Here is a 20,822-nt window from a genome sequence, read left to right as displayed (position 1 = left end):
CGGAGAGGTTAGGAGCGAGACTCAATGCCGGGTGGCGGGGGCTCGTTGATGACCCCCCAGAAGACTCCCAGCTCTTTGACGGCCGTGATGAATTGATGAAACTCAACCGGTTTGACCACGTAGGCGTTGGCTCCCAGGGCGTAGCTCTCGGCGAGGTCGCGTTCCTCTCTCGACGAGGTCAGCATCACAACCGGAATCGGTTTGAGATCCGCGTCGTTCTTGATGGTCCTCAACACTTGCAGCCCATCGATCTTCGGCATTTTGAGATCGAGGAAGACGACGGCCGGGTTTCCCTGTTGGCGCCCGCGATAGGAGCCGCGACAATACAGGTAGTCCAGCACTTCGGCTCCATCGTGGCAGACGACGACCTTGTCGGCGATGTGGTGCTCTTCCATGGCGGCGAGCGCCAGCTCCGCGTCCCGTGGATTGTCTTCAGCGAGCAGGATGGGTTTCACGGTAATCATCAGGCAGACCTCTTGAGCGGGAGGGAGAAATGAAAGGTGGCTCCCTGGTCAAGGGCGCCGTCCGCCCAGGTCCGGCCTCCGTGCCGATGGATGATCCGTCGCACATTGGCCAATCCGATGCCGGTTCCTTCAAATTCATCGTTTCGGTGCAGCCGCTGGAACACTCCGAAGAGCTTGCTGACGTATTGCATGTCGAATCCTACCCCGTTGTCGCGCACGAACAACTCGACCTCCCCCGGCGCTCCGTCCCGGGCGCCGATTTCAATCTTCGGCTCGTTCCTCGTCGACGTAAACTTCACGGCGTTGGAAATGAGATTCATGTACACCTGTCTCAACATGGCCGCATCGGCGGATACCTCGGGTAATGGGCCAATTGTCCAGGAGATGGGTTTGGCTTGCAAGTCAAGCCGCAAATCATGAATGACGCTCTTTACCAGCTGATTGAGATCGACCGTGGCATGTAGCATTTCCTGACGGCCCATGCGGGAGAACACGAGAAGATCGTCGATGAGCTGACCCATCTGCTTGGCGGAATCTGAAATTGTCTGGAGATAGCGCTGCGCCTTGTCGGTCAGCGTCGTCGCCGCCGTCTTGGCCAGGAGCGAGGCATAGCCGTCTATGTGACGAAGCGGGGCGCGGAGGTCGTGGGACACGGAGTAGCTGAAGGCCTCCAGTTCCTTGTTGGCGGCTTGGAGGAGCTCGCCGCGGCGCTTGAGCTCGGCGGCAATGCGGCGGCGCGCCGTCACGTCGTAGTGGATCAGGTAGTAGACGGAAGCGAGGAGAACCAATTGCAGCAGGGCGCCGAGGCCCAGCAGGGCGATGGTATTGCGGGTGCTCGCCGTCGATTGGACGACTCGGGCTTGGGTCAGGCGTTGTTCATCGGATTCAAGCTCGGCAATCACGGCGTGAATCTCGGAGAGTTCGTGCTTCGCGACGCCGGAAAGGGCGAGATGCCGGACGCTCTCCGCGCCGCGGTGCTCACGCTCTGCGATTGCCGCGACTTCGGTTTGGATTTGCCGATTGATCAGCTCCTCCAGCCGTACCACGCGAGGCGCATGCTTCGGCGTATCGGCGGTGAGTAATTCGAGATAGCGGAAATATTCCGGAGCCTGTTCCAGGACGGCGCGGTGCGCTTTCAGATAGGAATCGTCGCCCGTCACCAGAAAGCGACGGTGGCCGTTCTCCGCGGCATCGAGGGTTTGGCCGATGGAAGCCAGCAATTGGATGAGCTCGTGACTTGCGGTGTCGAGCTGGCTGTTGCGGACGACAACGGAGGTATTGCGATAGGAAATGGCACTGATGACGACGATGCCGGCAAACACGAGGCCGAAGCCGACCAACACCCGTTGTTCGATCGACCACCGGGTTGCCCAAGCCGGCAGTCTCCGGCGGGCTGGCATGCGAACCTTCGGCGAGGCCGGTTGGGCGTCTGACGGATCAGGCGAAACGATCGGTAAGGAGGTTGGGCGGTCCTGTGTGGCTGATTCCATGGCTGAGCGAAGCCGGTCAGCGGGACGGGCACGGGGCGCCAGCTTACGGAACTCTACTCTGGGGCCGAGTGTGCTGCAAGCAATATTTCAGTCAAGAAACGAAATACAGCTGCCGACACGGATGAGGCTCAGCCGCCCGAGGGGGTGACCGGGAGAGGTGCGGGGAGCGAGGCAGCGGGACCGGCCAGGTCGCTGAACATCATCGTCGCCGAGACCACCCAATCGATGGCCGGCTGCGGATACACGCCGATGATGAGGGTGCCGGCCAGCCCGATGTACACGACGGCCTTCATCGGACCTGACACCGTCAGCGGTGAGGGATCGTGGGGTTCGACGATGTACATCTTCTTGACGACGATCAAATAGTAATACAGGGAAATGACGATGTTGATCAGCCCCACGGTGATCAAGGTGTACAGACCTTCTTTGATGGCTGCGACGAAAATATAGAGCTTGCCGATGAACCCGGCCAACGGCGGCACACCGGCTAGAGACAGCAGGAAAACCAGCATCGAAAAGGCCAGAAACGGCGAGCGCCGGCCCAAGCCGCTGTAGTCGTCGATTTCTTCACTGCCGATGGCCTGGCTGACCACAATGACGATGGCAAAGGCACCGAGATTGGCGAACAGATAGGTCAAGAGGTAGAACAGGATCGCGTCGTTCCCCATTTTCGTCCCGGCCGCCAGGCCGATCAACACGTTGCCGACCTGGGCGATGCCGGAGTAGGCCAGAAGCCGCTTGATGTTCCGTTGAGCGATGGCCACGATATTGCCGTACGTCATGGAAAGGACGGAGGCTGCCACAAGGATCAACACCCAGGTCGGTTTGAATGTGGCGAGCGCGACGAAGAACATGCGGAGCAAGATGGCGAAGGCCGCCCCTTTGGGAGCGATCGACAGGAACGCCGTGACCGGTGTCGGCGATCCGTGATACGTGTCGGGAATCCAAGAATGAAACGGCACCGCCCCGATCTTGAACCCTAAGGCCCCGAAGATGAGCAGAAACCCGATGATGAGTCCCGGTGTGACTTGGGTGGACTTCATATCAGAGAAGACAAGCTTACCGGTTTCACCGTAGACGAGGCTGATTCCGTAAGCCAGCAGGCCGGCGGCAAACACTCCCAGGATGAAGAACTTCAGTCCGGCCTCGTTGGAGGCCACGTCCTCGCGCAGGTAGGAGACCAGCACGTAGAACCCGAAGGTCGAGAATTCCAACGTGACGAAGACCGAAAGCAAGTCGTTGGCCGAGGCCATGAACATCATGCCCAGTGCCGACATTGCGACGAGGAAGTAGTATTCGCCGCGGAAAAATGTGAACCGGTGTACGAACTCGATCGAGGCCAGAATCACCAGGATCGTCGCAGCCACGATGAAAATCTTGAAAAACAAGGCCATGCGGTCGACCACGAACATGTTCGAGAAGAGGGTGCCGGTGACCCCAAACAGGTCGAAACAGACCAGGCAGGCCAGTGTGCCCCCGAGCCCGACGATGCTCAAATAGGCCAGGTGCTCTTTCGGCAAACGGGGAAACGAGAAATCCACGATGAGCAGCACACAGAGCCAGCAGGTCAGGATGATCTCGGGCAGCAGCAGAAGTAGATCCGCCGACGACATGTTCAAGGAAAAGGTCATGGTGCGACCTCCGAACTCCGACGTACCAGAGGAGGGAGCGCCGGGGTGGTGGCATCACCGATCGAGGGAGCGGACAGGGGCACGGCATCAGGAGGTGCCGAAGCCACCGGAACGACGCGCGTGACCCTGGCGACGAGCGGATCGACCCCGGACCGCACGACGTTATACAGATGCATCGGGAAGAGCCCGAATCCCACGCTGACGGCGATCATGATCAACAGAGGCAAGCGGTCCACCATCGCGATGGCATCATGCGAGTGGCTGTACTTCTGGTCCATCGGGCCGTAGAAGAGCCCCCGCATCATCTTGAAGAGATAGGCGAGCGTCAGAACGATGCCGACGACGGCGATGATGACTTGCAGGGGATATTTGTTCCAGCTTCCCACGATGATCATGACCTCAGCGATGAAGTTCACGGTGCCGGGCATGCCGATGGATGCCATGCAGCCGACGACAAAACAGCCGGCGATGAACGGCATGCGATTTGACAAGCCGCCGAGGGAGGGAATGTCGCGCGTATGGGTTTGATCGTAGACCCAGCCTGCCATGGCGAAGAGCATGCCGGTGGCCATGGCGTGGGCGAACATGTAGATCACTGCCCCACTGAGGCTGATGTAATCCAATGCGGCCATGCCCAGGAACACATATCCCATGTGGCTGGAGCTGGAATAGCCGATGACATATTTCGTGTCCTTGGCATAAAAGGCCACGAAGCCGCCGTACATGATGCTGAAGACACACAGGACTGCGGCGATCGGCATGAGTTCGCGGGTCGTCTCAGGCAGAATTTCGAACGCCACCCGAATGATCGAGAAGTGTCCGAGCTTCATCAGGACGCCGGCGTGAAGCATGCTGGTAGCGGCCGGTGCGGCCGCATGGCCGACCGGAGACCAGGAGTGCAACGGCCAAAGCGGAGCGATTGAAGCAAATCCGAAGAAGATCAAAATCCAAATGATCTTGTCCAGTGTCGTTCCGAGAACCGGGATGTTCATAAGCTTGGCTTGTTCGCGCAGCATCAGGATGTCGAAGGTATTCAGTCCTGCGTACTTGTAGATCAAGAGAATACCCATCAAGGCGGCGACCGCAAACGCCGAGAGGAACAGCACCAGTTTCATGGCTGCGTATTCCTTGCTGTTCGCGCCGAAGTTGAAAATGAACCCCACAGAATCCCGGAGCTTCAGACCGTCGGCATCCGTCATCTCGAGATATTTCTTGGTGTGGCTCCCCCACATGCCGAGCAGCAGATACATGGGGATCACGGACATTTCGTAGAAGAAATACAAGAAGAAGAGATCCAGGGACATGAACACGCCGATGGTGGCGGCGGCCAGGATCAGCAGCCAGATGTAGAACTCTTTCGTCCGATCCTTGATGTGCCAGGACACGAAGATGCCGGCGAACAGCAGGATGGACGAGGCAAGTACCAGGGGAGTGCCGATCCCGTCCACGCCGAGATGCAAGGAGATGCCGAGCTGACGGGACCATTCGAACTTTTGAACGAATTGGAAGCCTCCCGCGATGGGATCATAGGCGTAGAAGACATACAGGGACACTAGGAGTGACACAAAGGCCGAGAAGGCCGCAATCCCCCGCACGAGCAAGGCCTGGCGATTGGAGACGAGGATCAGTGCGATGGCACCGGCAAAAGGCGCGAAGAGAATGTACAGCAGCGCGTAGTCGCTCATGGCGTCAATCGACCCTCTCGTACGGCGGGATTCCAGCAGCCGCAACGGTGGCGTGATTGAGCCGATCGACCAAGGCCTGCACCGATCCATTCATCATGCGCAGAAATGGGGACGGATAGAGTCCGATCCAGAGAATCATGATGGAAAGGGACACGGCGATCACCGTTTCCCGAGGGTGCAGATCGGCGATGGAATCCTTCACCGCCTGGCCGACGGGTCCGAGGATCGCCCGTTCGTAATACCACAGAAAGTAGGCGGCGCCGGTGATGACGCCGGTCACGGCGATCGCTCCGTATATCCAATTGGCCTTGAACGTGCCCAAGAGGATGAGGAATTCTCCCACGAACCCGTTCGTGCCAGGCAGCCCGATCGACGCAAGGCCGATCAGCAAAAAGAACGACGCCAGCAACGGGGTATGTTTTGCCATCCCGCCGAATGCCGCCAATTGGGTGGTGTGCTGCCTCGTGTAAAGAAAACCGGCGATGAAGAAGAGGCCGGCCGTACTGAATCCCAAATTGATCATGGTCAGCAGGCTGCCTTGGAGTCCCTGATAATTCAGGGCGAACAGCCCGACCACGACAAACCCAAGGTGGCTGATGCTGCTGTAGGCCAGAAGCCGCCGGAAATCGAACTGGACGAGCGCCATGATCGCCCCGTACACGATGGCCGCCAGTCCCAAGATCATGGTCACGAGTACCACGGTCTTGCTCATGGCCGCATCGGGGAGCAGCGGGATGCTGAAGCGCAAAAATCCGAACGTGCCCAGTTTGACGCCCGCCAGCATCACGGCCATGCCCACGGGACCTTCCAACAGGGCGTCCGGCAGCCAGGTGTGAAACGGAAAGACCGGGGCTTTGAATGCGAAGCCGAGGAACATCAGCCAGAAAATCAGCACTTGTTGGCTGAAAGGAATGGGAACGGTCAGCAGTTCAAGAAAGTCGAAGGAATACACGCGATCCATGTGATGAACGGTTGCCCAATTGTGGTAGTTGATGTCCAGAAGGGCGATACCGACCAGCATGAACACGCTGCCCAGAAGGGTATACAGGACGTACTTCAGAGCCGCATAGTGGCGCTCGGCTCCTCCTCCCCACAACTTGATCAGGAAGTAGCTCGGAATCAGCATGAGCTCCCAGAAGACGAAAAAGAGGATGAGATCCAGGGAGATGAAAATACCCATGGTGGCGGTTTCCAACGCCAGCAGGGACATCATGTAGAGCTTCATTTGATGGCGGATCGTGTCCCAGGAGTAGATGACGACCAGCGCGGTCAAAAAGGCCGTCAGTCCGACGAACAAGATGCTGATGCCGTCCACCGCCACGTGGTAGCTGATACCGAGCGCTGGAATCCACTGAACCCGTTCGACGAATTGCATGGCCGCCGAGTCCGGCACGAAACGCACCATGACGAAGATCGTCAGGGCCAGTTCGACCAGTGAGATCGTGAGAGCCGAAGTTCTCAGCATATCTTCGTCGTCGATCAGCCACAGAACGGCAGCGCCGACGAGCGGAAAGAAGAGGATGCAGGACAGGATGGGAAACGTGGATGAGAGTTCTTCTAGCATGCTCGTGATTTACCGCTGTACGATGAACTGCACGACCAGCGCCAGCAGGAACAGCCCCGCCACGATGATCGCGGCATAGTGATGGACCATGCCGCTTTGCAGTTGGCGCCATTGCTTGGCGAGGAGATGATTGCCGTATCCGATGACGTTGAGACCGCCGTAGATGACGTGCTTCTCGATCCATGTCGATCCCGCGGCACCCAGTTCGGCGAGCTGGCCGACGGCTCGCACGAGGCCGTCGATGACGGTACGATCGAACCAGTCCAGCAGGAGCCCGAGCTTCTTGGTCGGCTCGACAATCAGCAGGTCGTAGATCTCGTCGACGTAATATTTGTTCAACAGGAGTCGATAGACCGGCTCGACCCTGGTTGCCCAGCGGTCCGGAGTGGCCGGAGAGATGCCGTAAAAATAATGGGCCAAACCCCAGCCGAGAAAGGCGATCCCGGTGGCGATCATCATCAGAGTCAGCACCAAACCGGTGCTCACCTCATGCTCGCTGCCTACGCCGACGACCGGAGCCAGGAAATGATGGAGCCAGCCCTGTTCTGGAGGGAACCCCAAGAATCCTCCGACGAGCGACAGCGCGCCGAGCACGGTCAGCGGGGCGATCATGACCGTCGGGGACTCATGGATGTGTGCTTCGGTGTGATGATCCATCCGTGACCGGCCATAGAAGGTCAGATACGTCAGGCGGAACATGTAGAACGCTGTCAGGAAAGCTCCGGCTGCCGCCATGCCGTACAGCAGGTACCGGTGATGGGTGAAGGCATGAGCCATGATCTCGTCCTTGCTCCAAAAACCGGCCAACGGGGGGATTCCGGCGATGGCGATGGTGCCGATGAGGAAGAGCCGGTAGGTCCACGGAATCTTCGAGCTCAGTCCTCCCATGTTCCTGATGTCCTGCTCCCCTCCCAGCGCGTGGATGACGGACCCGGCGGAGAGAAACAACAGCGCTTTGAAAAAGGCGTGCGTCATGAGATGGAAGATGGCGGCGGTGTATGCGCCGATGCCGCAGCCGAGAAACATATAGCCGAGCTGACTGACGGTGGAATAGGCCAGCACCCGCTTGATGTCGGTTTGCACCAACCCGATGGTGGCGGCAAACAGCGCTGTGGCGCCGCCGATCAGTCCCACGATGCCCATTGCGGTGGGCGACAGGTCGAAAATAGCGTGATTGCGGACGATCATATACACGCCGGCCGTCACCATGGTGGCGGCATGGATGAGGGCGCTGACTGGAGTCGGACCTTCCATCGCATCGGGAAGCCATGTATAGAGCGGAATCTGAGCCGATTTTCCGACGGCGCCCACGAGCAGGCACAGCGCGATGATCGTGGCCATGTCTGGAGACAGTTGGCTGACCTGTGGGAAGACTTGGGTATAGTCCAAGGTGTGGAAGTTGATGAAGACCAGAAAAATCGCCAGGAGAAAGCCGGCATCGCCGATGCGGTTGACGACGAAGGCTTTGGAAGCCGCCTTGGCGGCCGAGATCTTGTCATAGTAGTAGCCGATCAGCAGGTAGGAGCAGAGGCCTACACCTTCCCACCCGATGAAGAGCACCACATAGTTGTTGCCCATCACAAGGAGGATCATCGACACCATGAAGAGGTTCATGTAGGTGAAGAAGCGGGTGAAACCGGTCTCCCCGTGCATGTAGCCGACGGAATAGACATGGATCAGGAAGCCGACGCCCGTCACCACGAGCAGCATGACGCAGGTGAGGGGATCGACGAGGTAGGCCAGATTGATCGTCAGGTCGCCGCCGAAGATCCACTGATAGGCCACGATTTCTCGCGCGGCGCCGGTGCGAAGGACGTCGATGAACACGCCGATCGTCGAGAGGAAGGAGAGGCCCACCGAGCCCCACGCGAGCCGGTGCGCCAGTTCATGGGACCAGCGTGTGCCGGCCAATCCGTTGGCGATCGCCGCCAGGAGGGGAAACACCGGGATCAGTTTAATCAGCAGTTCGGTCACGTTACTCCGATACCTTAGAAAGCGCTCAAGATGCTCGTCTTCTCATCCGCCACCCTCTCGCGCCAAGACACGCGGTTCACCGGGCGAGGCCGCAGGGAACGAGGATCCTGAGGCGTTTTCAGGGCGCGCTACCACTTTAAGAGATTCATTTCGTCCACATTGGTCGAAATTTTTCCGCGGAACACCACGATGATGATCGCGAGGCCGACGGCCGCTTCGCCGGCAGCGATCGCGATGACAAAGAGCGCGACGAGCTGACCGGCCATCGACTCCAGATAATGCGAGAAGGCGACAAGATTGATGTTGGCCGCGTTCAACATGATTTCAACGGCCATCAGAACAATAATGAAGTTTCGGCGGATCAGGACGCCGAGCAATCCCGTGATGAACAGGATGGCGCTGACGGCGACGTATGCGGACAGAGGAACCATAGAGACCAATCTTTACTGTTGAATGCTCAATGCCGAGTGACCGATCGATTCAATTGAACACTCACCATTCATCAGTGAACATTGCGTTCCTCGTCCATCGGCTTCGGTGTTTTTGCCAGTACAATGGCCCCGATTATGGCTCCCAGAAGAAACACGCCGACAATTTCGAATTGCAACAGGTACTCACTGAACATCTTGATCCCGACCGCGAACGTGTTTCCGTCTTGGAGAACCGCCTGTGCCGGCGCATCGCCCTTGGCTCCGCCAAAGGGCGAGTGAAAGAGCTGCGCGAGGACGTAGAGGGAGCCCAGAAGGGCCGGGGCCAGAAAGTATGTCGAGGAGGTATGAAAGTACCGTTCCTCCGTCTTGAGGTTCAGGAGCATCAACACAAAGAGATACAGGACCAGGATGGCCCCCGCGTACACGACCACCTGCACCGCCCATAAGAACTCGGCATTGAGCAGGATGAAGAGACCGGAGACATGAAGAAGCAAAGCCAGGAGCGCGAGACCGCAATGAACGGGGTTCTTGAGGGCCACGGTGAGCACCCCGGCGGCGATGCTCATCAGCGCAAAATAGGCAAAGAACACTGAGATCATGGTCGGAATCAACTCAAATGCTTCGGCGTCGACTGCGTGGGCTTGGCCACGGATTGCGGGAAATAGTACCGATACTCCCGGCTTCCTTCGACGTTCTTTTCCTGGTTGTGAGCATAAAGATACTTCTTCGCGTCGTCCAGATGGCGTTCGCCGATGTCGTACAGGCGTTTCTTGTCGAACAGGAGCGTCCGTTTGTCGTGCGTAGAAAACTCATAGACCTTCGTCATGGCCAAGGCGTTGACGGGACAGGCCTCGACGCAATATCCGCAAAACACGCACTTGGTAATGTCGATGTAAAACTCGCTGGCGTAGCGTTGAAGGGGCCGTTCGGCATCCTCTGAACTAATGACCTTGATGCAGCGTGAGGGACAGGCTGCTTCGCACAAATCGCAACCCACGCACCGTTCGCGACCGTCGTCGTAGCGTAACAAGCCTAGCGCTCCCCGGTGCGTGTCGGGAATCGCCCGTTGCTCCCGGGGATACTGGAAGGTGATGGGTTTGTGGAACATGTGCTTGAACGTGACTTTCATCGCATCCCAGATCTCATAGAAGAGCGCCGCCTGAAGAACTTTTTTTGTCAGTGTGCCCACGCTCATGTTCGTCTCCGTTCCGGGCTAGACCGCTTCGATCGTGACCCGCGTCTGCTTGAACGAGGGCACGCCGGTGACGGGATCCACATGAACGGCCATGAGATCCTTCACGGGCGGATCATTGAAGTGCTCGGGGAAGAAGCAGGTTCCCGGCGCAAGTGTGTGGTCTCGCTGGACGCCGATTTTCAGTGTGCCATGATCCGAGGTCAGGCGGACCGTGCCGCCGTCGCTCAAGCCGAGGCGTTCCATGTCTGATGGGTTCATCCCGATGCGACGCGTGTTGGGCGCGATCTTGATCAGCCCCGGCGCCGCGGTGGACAGTTTGCCGGAATGATAGAGCACTTGGCCCATGAGCAATGTGAATGGGCGTTTGGAATCCGCGAGCGGCGTCTTGTAGCGCGCCGCGACGGCGCTGCCGTAACCGTTTGAGAGATAGCGATCCGCGGTCGGAACGATCCTGCGAGGTTGGCCTAGGTTGTAATATCCGGGCAGGAGCTTCATGATTTCGCCTTGAATGTCGTTGGCCGACTCGTATTCCCACCGGCATCCCAAGCCGTTTGCCAGAGCGGACATGATATGCCAATCGGGCACGCTTTCTCCGATGGCATCCATCGCCTGCCGAACACGCAACACTCGCCCTTCCAGATTGGTGAAGGTGCCGTCTTTTTCGGCGTAGGTCGCTGACGGAAGGACGACATGCGCCAGGCCAGCGGTGTCGGTTAGGAACGGATCCTGGACCACGAGGAGGTCCAGCCGCTCCAATGCCGTCTTGACCTCGAGGGAGGCCGGCAGCGTGGCTAGAGGATTTTCACCCACCACGTACAGAGCGCGGATCTGGCCGCTTCGGCAACGCTTCAGAATCTCGACCAAGTTTGCGCCCGTCCCGACGGCCGGGAGTGTCACGTCCCAGGCCTTGGCCAGCCGATCGCGCATCGCCTCATCCTCAAAACCGATGAGCCCGGGCAGGAACTCCGGTGCCACACCCATATCCGCCGCCCCTTGCTCGTTCACCTCCTCCGTCACGGTATTCACGCCGCAGCCGGCCTTGCCCAGTTTTCCGGTGATCCAGGCCAGGTCGATCAGCTTCAGAACGTTTTGGTAGCCGTCCGGTTGACGCACGATGCCCTCGGCACAGAGGAGGATCGCTCGCGGCGATTCGGCAAAGATTGCGGCCGCCTCCTTGAACGCGTCGACGGTGAGGCCGGTCTTAGACGCCAAGCGCTCCAACGAGCAACTCGCGAGCGCCGCCTTCAGCGCGGTGAACGCCTGTGGATGGGAGGCGACGGCTTCTTCGTCCACGAGATCGAGATCGATGGCCGCCTTGACGAGTCCATCGACGACCAACCCTTCGGTGCCCGGCGTGATCAGATGGGGGTGCGAGGCCAGCTTGCCGATGTTGGTGATGCGAGAGTCAAACACCATGATCTGCGCCTTGTAGACGCGGATCGCCTCCTTGATCCTGACCGCGGTGAGTGGATTGGTCTCCGTCAGGTTCGAGCCGATGATGACGACCGCTTTCGCTTTGGTCAGATCTTCCCAATCGTTCGGCGTGCGTCCGAGGCCCAAGGCGTGTTTGGCGGCGCGAACGAAATTCATATGGCCGTAGCGAGCACTGCTGTCGAGGTTGTTGGTGCGGAACCCGACCCGCATGAGCTTCTGAAACAGATACAGTTCTTCGTTCGTGCAGCGAGCGGTGATCAGCCCGGCAATGGAATCGGACCCATGCTTCTTTCTGATCTCGACGAACCGGTCGACGGTCGAGTGCATGGCCTCCAGCCAGGGTACCTCGACCAGTTGACCCTCCTTGCGAAGCAGCGGTTGCTTCAGCCGGGCTGGCGAGTCGATATATTCGAAGCCGAACCGTCCTTTGACGCAGATGCCGCCGTGCCCCTTCGAGGTATCGGCTCGATCACCCCATTTGTTTTTCCACGACAGAGGGGAAGTTACGCGAACGACTTCCGAATCCTTCGTCTCCACCTGGATCTGGCAGCCGTCGCCGCAGTAGTTGCAGGTCGTGGTCGTCTTCTTCATCTGCCAGGGCTTGTACAGATACTTGGAGAATTTGTTGGTGATGGCGCCGACGGGACAGACGGCGAGGCAGTCCCCGCAGAATTCGCAGGACAGCGGGAGATCTCCCTTCGCCACCACCTGGTTGAAGCCGCCTTTTTTCATGAACTGCAGCGCATCGATCATCAGCACGTCCTTGCAGACGTTGATGCATTCGGCGCAGGCGATGCAGCGATTCATGTTGAAGTCGAGCACCAGGCTGCGGGTGTCTTCGGGGATAAATTTCTGTTTGGCGTTGGGCAAATTCGTGACCCCATGGAGAAACGCCATGTCCTGCAATTCGCAATGTCCGTCGGCATCGCAGACCGGACAGTCGAGCGGATGAACCGAAAGATGTTTCTCGACGGCTTTCTTTCTGGCCTGAAACAGGTCGTCTCCTTCGGTCCGGATGATCATGCCGGCCGCCGCTTTGGCCGTACAGGAGCGAACCGGAGCCTTCTTGCCTTCCTGCATGACCAAGCACATTCCGCAGGAGCCGAACGGATCGAAGGTGTAGTGGTAGCACATCGCCGGCACGATCTTGCCGGTGCTCGCGATGACGTCATAGAGCGACACACCGTCTTTAGCGCTGACGATCTTGCCGTCGATGCTCAGCTCGATGGTCGCAGCTTCAACTTCTGGATTTGTGGCCGGTTTCAGTCCCATAGGTTCCCCAGTGCTGAGTCATGAGTGCTGAGTTCTGAGCCCCGTGCTTCGCGCCGTGTTGTCCTACGCTCGGCCCATCGCACCCAGCACTCGGCAGCTCTCATCGATCGCACTCTCCCATAACGATGTCGTACGTACCGAAGAGCGTAATCGCGTCCGCGATCATGTATCCCCTCGACATGTGATCGAACGCGCCCATGTGAATGAACGAGGGAGCGCGGATCTTCAGCCTGTAGGGCTTTCCACCACCCGTACTGACGATATAGAAGCCCAATTCTCCCTTATGGGCTTCGGTCCCGCAGTAGATCTCTCCAGGCGGAGCGTTGAATCCCTGCGAAAAGAGCTTGAATTGTTGAATCATGGACTCCAAATTCGTGAAGACCCGTTCCTTCGGCGGCAAGGTCACGCTGGGGACGTCGGCCATGATCGGCCCCTCCTGCAGCTGTTCCAAGCATTGCCGGATGATCTTCACGCTTTCGTAAAGCTCCATGACGCGGATCCAGTACCGGTCGTAGGTATCTCCATTCTTGCCGAGCGGTACGTTGAACTCGCATTTCGGATAGGCCGAATAGGGTTCAGCCTTGCGCAGGTCATAGTCCACCCCCGAGCCTCGGAGCGTCGGCCCGCTCAGCCCGAAGTTGACCGCATCCTCTGCGGAGATCACGGCGACGCCTTTCGTCCGGGCCAGCCAGATTCGATTCTTTTCCAGGAATACGATGTATTCATCGATCTTGGGAGGGAAATAGTCCAAGAACTGCTTCAGTTTGGCCAGCAGCGAGGGCGTAAAATCCCGTTCGACTCCGCCGATACGATACCAGCTGGTCGTCAGTCGAGCCCCGCACAGTTCATCAAACCAATCCAGCAGGATTTCCCGATCCCGAAAGCAATAAAAGAACACGGTCATGGCGCCGATGTCGAGCGCCTGCGTACCGAGCCAGAATTGGTGACCGATGATCCGCTGGACTTCCGCCACGATGGTGCGGAGATACTCGGCCCGCTCCGGTACGGTGATGTTCATGAGTTTTTCGACCGCACGGCAGTAAGCGAAATTGTTGTACATCGCGCAGACGTAGTCGAGCCGATCGGTGTGGGGGATGAACTGATGATAGGTGCCCTCCTCCGCCAGCTTCTCAACGCCCCGGTGGAGAAACCCCATCACCGGGGTCGACTTCACCAGCCGCTCCCCTTCCAATTCGAGGATGACTTTCAGCACCCCGTGCGTGCTCGGATGCTGCGGACCCATGTTGAGCAGCAGCTCCTCCGTGCGGAGCGTCGGCAGGGATTCGCTTTCCGGGTGTGCCGGATCAACTTTGTACACCGTGGTGCGTTGATCTTCAAAAGCCATGGTTCGACAGGTCCTTAACGCGCCGTCTCGTCCAGGAAATCAAACGTGTCGCGCCATCCTTTCCCCCGGAGCGGAAAGTCTTTCCGTAGAGGATAGCCTTCGGTATAGTCGTCCGGCATGAGGATGCGGCGAAGGTCGGGATGCCGACGAAATCGGATCCCCATCATGTCGTACACCTCCCGTTCCATGAAGTCTGCGCCTTTCCAAATATCAGTCAGCGAGTCCACGACGCAGTCCGATTCCGCCACGCGCGTCTTGAGCCTGATTCTGTGGCACTTGCGGATAGAATAGAACTCGTACACGACTTCAAAACGCAACTCGTCGTCCGGCCAATCGACGGAACTGACATGAACGATGTAGTCGAAGTCCATTGCGGGATCGTCGTGTAGGAACTGCGCGACCTCATGAAGCCGTTCCCGACTGACCGTCACCGCCAAATCTCCCCGCCATTCGACGGCTTGAATGACCGCCTCGCTGAAATTCTCTTGAATGCGATTCGATATTTGCTGGAGAGACATGGACGCTCTTTACGCCTTGACGCGCGGCTTGACCTGCTCAGGCTGCTTCAAGAACACCCGCTTCTGCATGATCCGGTCTTGCAATTTCAAGATTCCGTCGAAGAGGGCTTCAGGAGTGGGGGGGCAGCCTGGCACATAAATATCCACCGGTACGAACCGATCGACTCCCTGCACCACGCTGTAGCTGTCGTAAATGTTGCCGGACGTTGCGCATGACCCCATGGCGATCACGTACTTGGGCTCCGGCATCTGGTCGTAAATCTTCCGAATGACCGGAGCCATCCGGCGGCAGACGGTCCCGGCCACGATCATGAGATCTGATTGCCTCGGAGAGGCACGAAACACACCGGCGCCGTAGCGGTCCATGTCATAGCGCGAGGACACGGCCGCGATCATCTCGATGGCGCAGCACGCCAGGCCGAACGTCATCGGCCAAAGGGAGCCTTTGCGGGCCCAATTCACCGCCTTTTCCACCGTCGTCGTAATGACGTCCGGTGCCCCGTCCTTTTCCTGTCGGCCCAGTTGAATCAGTCCCATTCGAGCGCTCCCTTGCGCCACGCATAGACGTAGGCCACCACAAACAAGGCGATGAAAATCAGCATTTCGACCAGCCCGATCAGGCCGAGCTTCTCGAACGTCACGGCCCAGGGATATAAAAAGATCACCTCAATGTCGAAAATCACGAAGAGCATCGCAAAGATGTAGTAGCGGACCGGAAAGGGCATGCGGGCGTCCGAAAAGGGTTCCGACCCGCATTCGTAGGTCGAGAGTTTCTCCGGTTCAGGATACTTGGGTTGAACCAAGTAACTGAGCAGCAGCGTCACGACGCCGAACGCCAACGCGATAAAAATGAAAAGCAGAATCGGAAAATACTTCGTCAGATACTCGAGGAGTAACTCAATGCCACTCATCGAAATGACCTTTCAACACCTTGAGTTGCGCCAGAATGGAGGATCTTAGACGGCGGATCGCAGAGATAGCAAGCGTACAAAGGACCTAGCGGAGTCTGACCCCAAAAGTCCTAGGAGAGAGGTTCGGGATTCCGCTGGATCTCGTCGAGGTCCCTCAGCGAAGCGGGAGGCTGTTTCAACGGCTTCGGCTGCGATACCATCAAAACTGAGGCCATTCGAAGGTGGGGTGGCTTGGCTGGATCTGCACGGTCCCATTCCGTTTCCAGAGGAGACAAGGCCAGGGCGTTCTTTCGCCGATGGATCTGCGTCTCAATGGGAGAGCGCCGGGATCGCCCCTGAACTTGGTGGGGAAGTGCGGACATCGTCCTCAACCCTGTGCCGCCTGCTTCATTCTCGCGGGACCTTACCACCGGGTTTGATGTCGGGTCAATCGTTGGACAAGTCTGCAATATTCTTGACAATCTGGGACTGTTTGCTAAGGTTCTCTCAAGAGCATTGGTTTCCAACAAGAAGGACGACCCATGAGCATCTATTTCACTCGCACCGCATTGCCGTTCCTCCTCAGCGTGATGATCCTTGCACCCGTTGTGGCCTGGGCGGATGATCTGGACGTGATTCGATTCGGAGAAGCGGCGCTCGCCTTCGCCGCCGGCTCGATCCAGCAGACTAGTCCGCAGGACGGGGTGGTGAATGTCACTACAGGGGACAATCAGACGACCGGTGATCGGATGCAATTGGGATTACGGGATACCCTCTATCTGCGGCTGAAAAATCCCGGAACTGCGGCGGTCGGCGATCTCTATACGGTATTCAAGAAAGCCCGCAAGGTTTTCCATCCGGTGACGAGGGAGTATCTTGGATACCTGGTCATTCGTCTGGCCATCGTCGAAGTCGTACGGACCGACAAGACGCTCACCACGGTGCGGGCGATCCGAGCCTACGGTGCGGTATCTCCCGGTGATCCGGTGGTGCGGTTTGTGCTGCCGACCGAGCCGGAGCCGGCTTCACTCCCGTCGTCCGGCGATGTCAACGGGATGGTAGTCGAGCTACAGGCCGACAAGGCCATGACCTTGGTTGCGCAACGCAACATCGTCTATGTCGACCGAGGCAGCAACGACGGAGTGCGGCCTGGTGATTCCATGGAAGTCATTCGCTCGGGCGGGAATTTGCCGCCGAGGGCGGTTGGAGAGATCAAGATTCTCTCGACGGAGGCGCGAACCTCGGCCGCCTTGGTCACGCGATCGACCTCACGAATTCTGCCCGGTGACCGATTCTTCGTCAAGCCACCGGAGGGAGAAGCCGTTCCCGTCTCCATGCCGACCCCGCAAAAATTGCAGTCGCTGAGCGCGGCCCATCACGGGACCAACAGCCCACAGACCACAGAGGCGGTTCGGGAGGAGGCTCGGAACGTTCAGTCCGTGTCGCGCGAGACACGCATCACCCTCAGCGATCTCATGAGGCAGTTGCGGTACGAGTCGGGCGAGGCTACGATCAGGCCGGAGGGCTATAAGGTACTCGATGCGCTCGCCGAGCATCTGAAAACTGCACCTGCGGACCAGCTCATTCGTGTGGAAGGCCATGCCGACAATATGGAAATCGGCCCCGCCCTGAAATCGCGATATCCGACCAACTGGGATCTTTCGAAGGCTCGCGCAAGCGGTGTGCTGCGCTACCTCGTGGAGAGGGGGGGGATTGACTCGGTAAGGATCTCGTCCGTGGGATACGGCGATACGAAACCTCTGGTGAGCAATGCCACAGACGTCGGTCGACAAAAGAATCGCCGGGTGGATATCGTGCTGTACCTTCCGGAGTCCGATGCGACTCTCCCCGAGCAGGCACGGGGCCCGGTTGTAGAAGAACGTGCGGAGAAGGTCGGTGCTCTACCGTTGGAAAAACCGGAGGTCTCGATGGCTTCTGCCGACCGAGCCCCGACCCCGCAGCCAAGCGCCACTGGTACTGTTGCCGAGCGGGTCGGAGCTGCTCAACTCACCGCGGACAAAGCGACGGAGACGTCGGAAGCGATCGGTCAGGAACAGACTGCCGAAGCGTCCGTTCCCCTTCAACCCTAACTCGTTCAGTTCATTATGAGACGGAGGGGCATGCATACGCGTGCCCCTCCGTCGTCGCCCTTCCGTTGTCCGCCCATTTCTTCTGCTGCTACAATGAGTCATGCGAGACGCTTCGCCTGCGAAGTTGCCCGTTCCTGCTCCGCATCTTTACGCGGAGATCGTCGTCCCCCGCCACATCCGGAGTTCATTTACCTATCTGGTGCCCGCGCATCTACGGCCGATCCTTCGAGTCGGGCACTGTGTTCACGTGCCGTTTGGACGGAGTCAGCTCAAAGGCACTGTGATCTCGATCGATGAGCACCTTCCGGTGGGAGTAAGCCGGGAACGACTCAAAGAAATCAGTTCCGCCACCACGGCCGACGGACTCAATGAAATTCCGCTTGAGCTGCTTGAGCTTGCGAGGCGTGTGGCAGACCACTATGTCGCCCCGTTGGGGCAATGCTTGAGGTTGGTCCAACCTCCTCCTGGCGGCAGCAAGCAGCGGAGTCGCTGCCTCAGATTGACCATATCGGGCCGCGAGGCACTGAGAACAGGATCTCTTGGAGACGAGCCTCGTTACCTGCTCGAACGGTTGCGAAAGAAGCCGACGGGGCTCAGGATGACCACCCTGTTGAAACACAGCGCCCCATCACAAAGACGAATCGTGGAGGACTTCGTCAAGAAAGGTTGGGTCGCTGAGCTTCAGGTACGATCCGATCCCGTCGGTTCTCCTCCGGTTGAATTGGGTCAGACGACGGTATCCGGTTCGTTTCCCCTCGGGGAGCATTCGTTTGCGGATGACAATACGTCTCGTGCCTTCGAGTCGCGCCTGCGCGCGGCGCTCGAGAGCGGTCAATCGGACACGTTTATTCTCCAGACATCCCTCGCGGACCGTGTGGAATATCTATGCCGGGCCATTCATCGAACGGTCACCGGCGGACGGTCGGTCCTGGTATTGGTCGGAGAAACGGATCGAGCGCGGTGGTTGGCCGACAGGCTCACCAAGCGGGGAATCACCGTTGCCGCCTGCCTGCATTCGGCTTTATCCGATGAGACGCGGGCGGAGGTGTGGCGTCGAGTGAAGGAGCCGACACCGCAGGTCGTGTTGGGAACCAGGTCAGCCGTGTTTCTTCCGTTCTCGTCCTTGGGAATGATTTGGGTCGAGGCCGATGGCGATACGTCGCTTAAGGAACCGCAGGAGCCGCGCTATCACGCCCGGGAGGTGGCGCGCCTGCGTATTGAGGAGAGTCAAGGTGTCCTGATTCTCGGCTGTTCTCAGGTCCCGCTGGATGTCGCCAGTCCCATGAGCGACGCGGGTACTGTCATCCGCCAGGCGCCGCCGGTGGGATCGAGGCCGAACGTCGAGGTTGTCGATCTCCGGTCTTTCGGCAAACGTACGCTCTTGACTCCGCCGTTGCTTGACGCGATGCGCGAGGCAATCGACCGCCGATCCGGTGTCCTGCTCTTCCTCAATCGCAAGGGCTATGCGAACGCGCTTGTGTGTCGCGATTGCGGCCAAGTGCCACGATGCGCATCCTGCCGGATTGCACTAGGCTATTCCAGGCGGACCGGGCGGTTGCTGTGTTCGTATTGTGGAACATCTACGGCTCCTCCGAGCACCTGCCCTGTCTGTTCCGGGCATGATCTGCAGCCGATCGGTGATGGGACTGAACGTGTTGAGGAAGAAGTCGGCTGCCTGTTTCCCGGTGCACGGGTGGTTCGGGCTGATGGGGACACCATGCGGAAGCCGTCACAGGCGATCGCAGGGTGGAAAGTCATTCAGGACCGTCAGTGGGATGTTCTCATTGGGACGCAACTGGTCCTTCGGGACTATGCCGTGCCTCTGGTCGGTCTTGTCGGTGTCCTTTATGCCGACGCCAGTCTCAATCTTCCCGATTTCCGAGCAGCCGAGCGCAGCTATCATATGCTCTGGGGGGCCGCGGCGCTGGCCCGCCCGGCCAAAGACGGGGGACGCGTCGTGATCCAGTCTCACCTGCCGTCCCATCATTCCATTCAGGCCGTCGTTCACGAGGATGAGACGATATTCTCCGCCGAAGAACTTCGCCATCGAAGAGCGCTCCGGTATCCGCCGGCCGTTCACTTGATCGGGCTTTACGTGTCAGGAAGGGATCGGAACCTTGTCGAGAAGGCCGCGTGTGATCTGGTCGACCGGCTCCGGGCGTCTCTGATCATGTCGGATACGGTGCGACCAACCGGTTTTGGTGAGGATGCCGTACTCGGGCCGGTTACGCCTCCTGGACCCAACATTCGCGGGCGGCATCGACGCCAGATTTTGGTCAAGTCTGCCTGGCGGGAACAGGGCGTGCGGTTGGTGCGGCAGAGTCTTGAACTCGTCGAGGACGCCCATCCGAGTCATGCCGTCAAATTCGACGTCGATGTGGATCCCGTCGAGATGTGGTGATCAGCGTTTCTTTCGGGAAGCAGCGCGCACGGCCGGAGGCGCGTCTCCGACGGATCCCACGGCCGGTGTTGCCGATCGTTTAAACAATCCGTAGGAAAAGGCCAACCAAAACGCTGCGGAGAGAATGCCCATGAGCGCGGCGGAGAGCAGCACGCCCAGCTGCTCGTCGGAGGGCTGAGAGGTTGTGGAACTGATTTGCTGCATTGTGACGATCGGCCAGAGGAAGCTCTCGATTCCCAACAGCAAGGTGACCCAGGCCCAAATCGTGGTGATGGTTCTACCTCTCCGTGCCAGAAATCCAAGAGAGACGGCAAAGATGATACCTCCTCCGACAGGCGAGAGTTGAGCCCACGCCAGCCAGGCGCCGATGGCCACGACGGTACTGCCTGCGAACGCGTTGATGAGTTGGACCCGGAACTGGTTCATACCGTAGCATGT

At 58.8% G+C, this 20,822-nt stretch carries 17 protein-coding genes; 2 read left to right on the top strand and 15 right to left on the bottom strand.

Going from position 1 to position 20,822, the window contains the following annotated elements; genetic code table 11:
• Positions 1–8 precede the first annotated feature (8 nt).
• The 14 genes from P0111_17165 to ndhC all read right to left on the bottom strand — a co-directional run bounded on the left by P0111_17165 (position 9) and on the right by ndhC (position 15,914).
• A complete protein-coding gene (locus tag P0111_17165; GenBank protein MDF0645759.1) occupies positions 9–464 on the bottom strand; it encodes a response regulator in 456 nt (151 codons plus the stop codon).
• Positions 464–1,864, bottom strand: coding sequence for an ATP-binding protein (locus P0111_17160; protein MDF0645758.1), 1,401 nt, complete (start codon positions 1,862–1,864; stop codon positions 464–466). The genes P0111_17165 and P0111_17160 overlap by 1 nt, the downstream gene beginning before the upstream one ends.
• 218 nt (positions 1,865–2,082) lie before the next feature.
• Positions 2,083–3,585 carry an NADH-quinone oxidoreductase subunit N gene (locus P0111_17155; protein MDF0645757.1) on the bottom strand — a complete coding sequence of 501 codons (1,503 nt, stop codon included), beginning with the start codon at positions 3,583–3,585 and terminating at the stop codon, positions 2,083–2,085.
• Complete coding sequence (locus P0111_17150) at positions 3,582–5,270, bottom strand: NADH-quinone oxidoreductase subunit M (GenBank protein ID MDF0645756.1); 1,689 nt, start codon at positions 5,268–5,270, stop codon at positions 3,582–3,584. The genes P0111_17155 and P0111_17150 overlap by 4 nt, the downstream gene beginning before the upstream one ends.
• Before the next feature lie 4 nt (positions 5,271–5,274).
• Positions 5,275–6,834, bottom strand: a complete 1,560-nt coding sequence (locus tag P0111_17145) for an NADH-quinone oxidoreductase subunit M (protein MDF0645755.1) — start codon at positions 6,832–6,834, stop codon at positions 5,275–5,277.
• 9 nt (positions 6,835–6,843) lie between these two features.
• A complete protein-coding gene (gene nuoL, locus P0111_17140; GenBank protein MDF0645754.1) occupies positions 6,844–8,808 on the bottom strand; it encodes an NADH-quinone oxidoreductase subunit L in 1,965 nt (654 codons plus the stop codon).
• Between the two features lie 128 nt (positions 8,809–8,936).
• A complete protein-coding gene (gene nuoK, locus P0111_17135; protein MDF0645753.1) occupies positions 8,937–9,239 on the bottom strand; it encodes an NADH-quinone oxidoreductase subunit NuoK in 303 nt (100 codons plus the stop codon).
• Positions 9,240–9,310: 71 nt separating this feature from the next.
• Positions 9,311–9,838, bottom strand: a complete 528-nt coding sequence (locus tag P0111_17130; protein MDF0645752.1) for an NADH-quinone oxidoreductase subunit J — start codon at positions 9,836–9,838, stop codon at positions 9,311–9,313.
• Positions 9,839–9,846: 8 nt separating this feature from the next.
• On the bottom strand, positions 9,847–10,434 hold the full coding sequence (nuoI, locus tag P0111_17125) for an NADH-quinone oxidoreductase subunit NuoI (protein MDF0645751.1): 588 nt from the start codon (positions 10,432–10,434) through the stop codon (positions 9,847–9,849).
• Between the two features lie 18 nt (positions 10,435–10,452).
• Positions 10,453–13,140: a molybdopterin-dependent oxidoreductase gene (locus P0111_17120; GenBank protein ID MDF0645750.1), complete on the bottom strand. Its 2,688-nt coding sequence runs from the start codon at positions 13,138–13,140 to the stop codon at positions 10,453–10,455.
• Positions 13,141–13,240: 100 nt separating this feature from the next.
• The gene (gene nuoD / locus P0111_17115) at positions 13,241–14,485 is read right to left on the bottom strand and encodes an NADH dehydrogenase (quinone) subunit D (GenBank protein MDF0645749.1); all 1,245 of its coding nucleotides are present in this window, start codon (positions 14,483–14,485) and stop codon (positions 13,241–13,243) included.
• 14 nt (positions 14,486–14,499) lie between these two features.
• Positions 14,500–15,003, bottom strand: a complete 504-nt coding sequence (locus P0111_17110; protein ID MDF0645748.1) for an NADH-quinone oxidoreductase subunit C — start codon at positions 15,001–15,003, stop codon at positions 14,500–14,502.
• 9 nt (positions 15,004–15,012) lie between these two features.
• On the bottom strand, positions 15,013–15,540 hold the full coding sequence (locus tag P0111_17105; protein MDF0645747.1) for an NADH-quinone oxidoreductase subunit B: 528 nt from the start codon (positions 15,538–15,540) through the stop codon (positions 15,013–15,015).
• Positions 15,531–15,914 (bottom strand): NADH-quinone oxidoreductase subunit A, encoded by a 384-nt coding sequence (gene ndhC, locus P0111_17100; protein MDF0645746.1) that lies wholly within the window; start codon positions 15,912–15,914, stop codon positions 15,531–15,533. Before ndhC ends, P0111_17105 begins: the two co-directional genes overlap by 10 nt.
• Positions 15,915–16,435: 521 nt before the next feature.
• Here ndhC and P0111_17095 point away from each other — a divergent pair.
• A complete protein-coding gene (locus P0111_17095) occupies positions 16,436–17,983 on the top strand; it encodes an OmpA family protein (protein ID MDF0645745.1) in 1,548 nt (515 codons plus the stop codon).
• Between the two features lie 100 nt (positions 17,984–18,083).
• Positions 18,084–20,384 (top strand): primosomal protein N', encoded by a 2,301-nt coding sequence (gene priA / locus P0111_17090; protein ID MDF0645744.1) that lies wholly within the window; start codon positions 18,084–18,086, stop codon positions 20,382–20,384.
• Here the strand turns inward: priA and P0111_17085 are convergent, their stop codons facing one another.
• Positions 20,385–20,810, bottom strand: coding sequence for a hypothetical protein (locus P0111_17085; protein MDF0645743.1), 426 nt, complete (start codon positions 20,808–20,810; stop codon positions 20,385–20,387).
• Between the last annotated feature and the right edge of the window lie 12 nt (positions 20,811–20,822).

Source organism: Nitrospira sp. (assembly GCA_029194535.1).
Classification (GTDB): Bacteria; Nitrospirota; Nitrospiria; order Nitrospirales; family Nitrospiraceae; genus Nitrospira_C.
The sequence above is the reverse complement of the archived record's forward strand: the minus strand, read 5'-3'. Positions and strand labels throughout refer to the sequence as shown.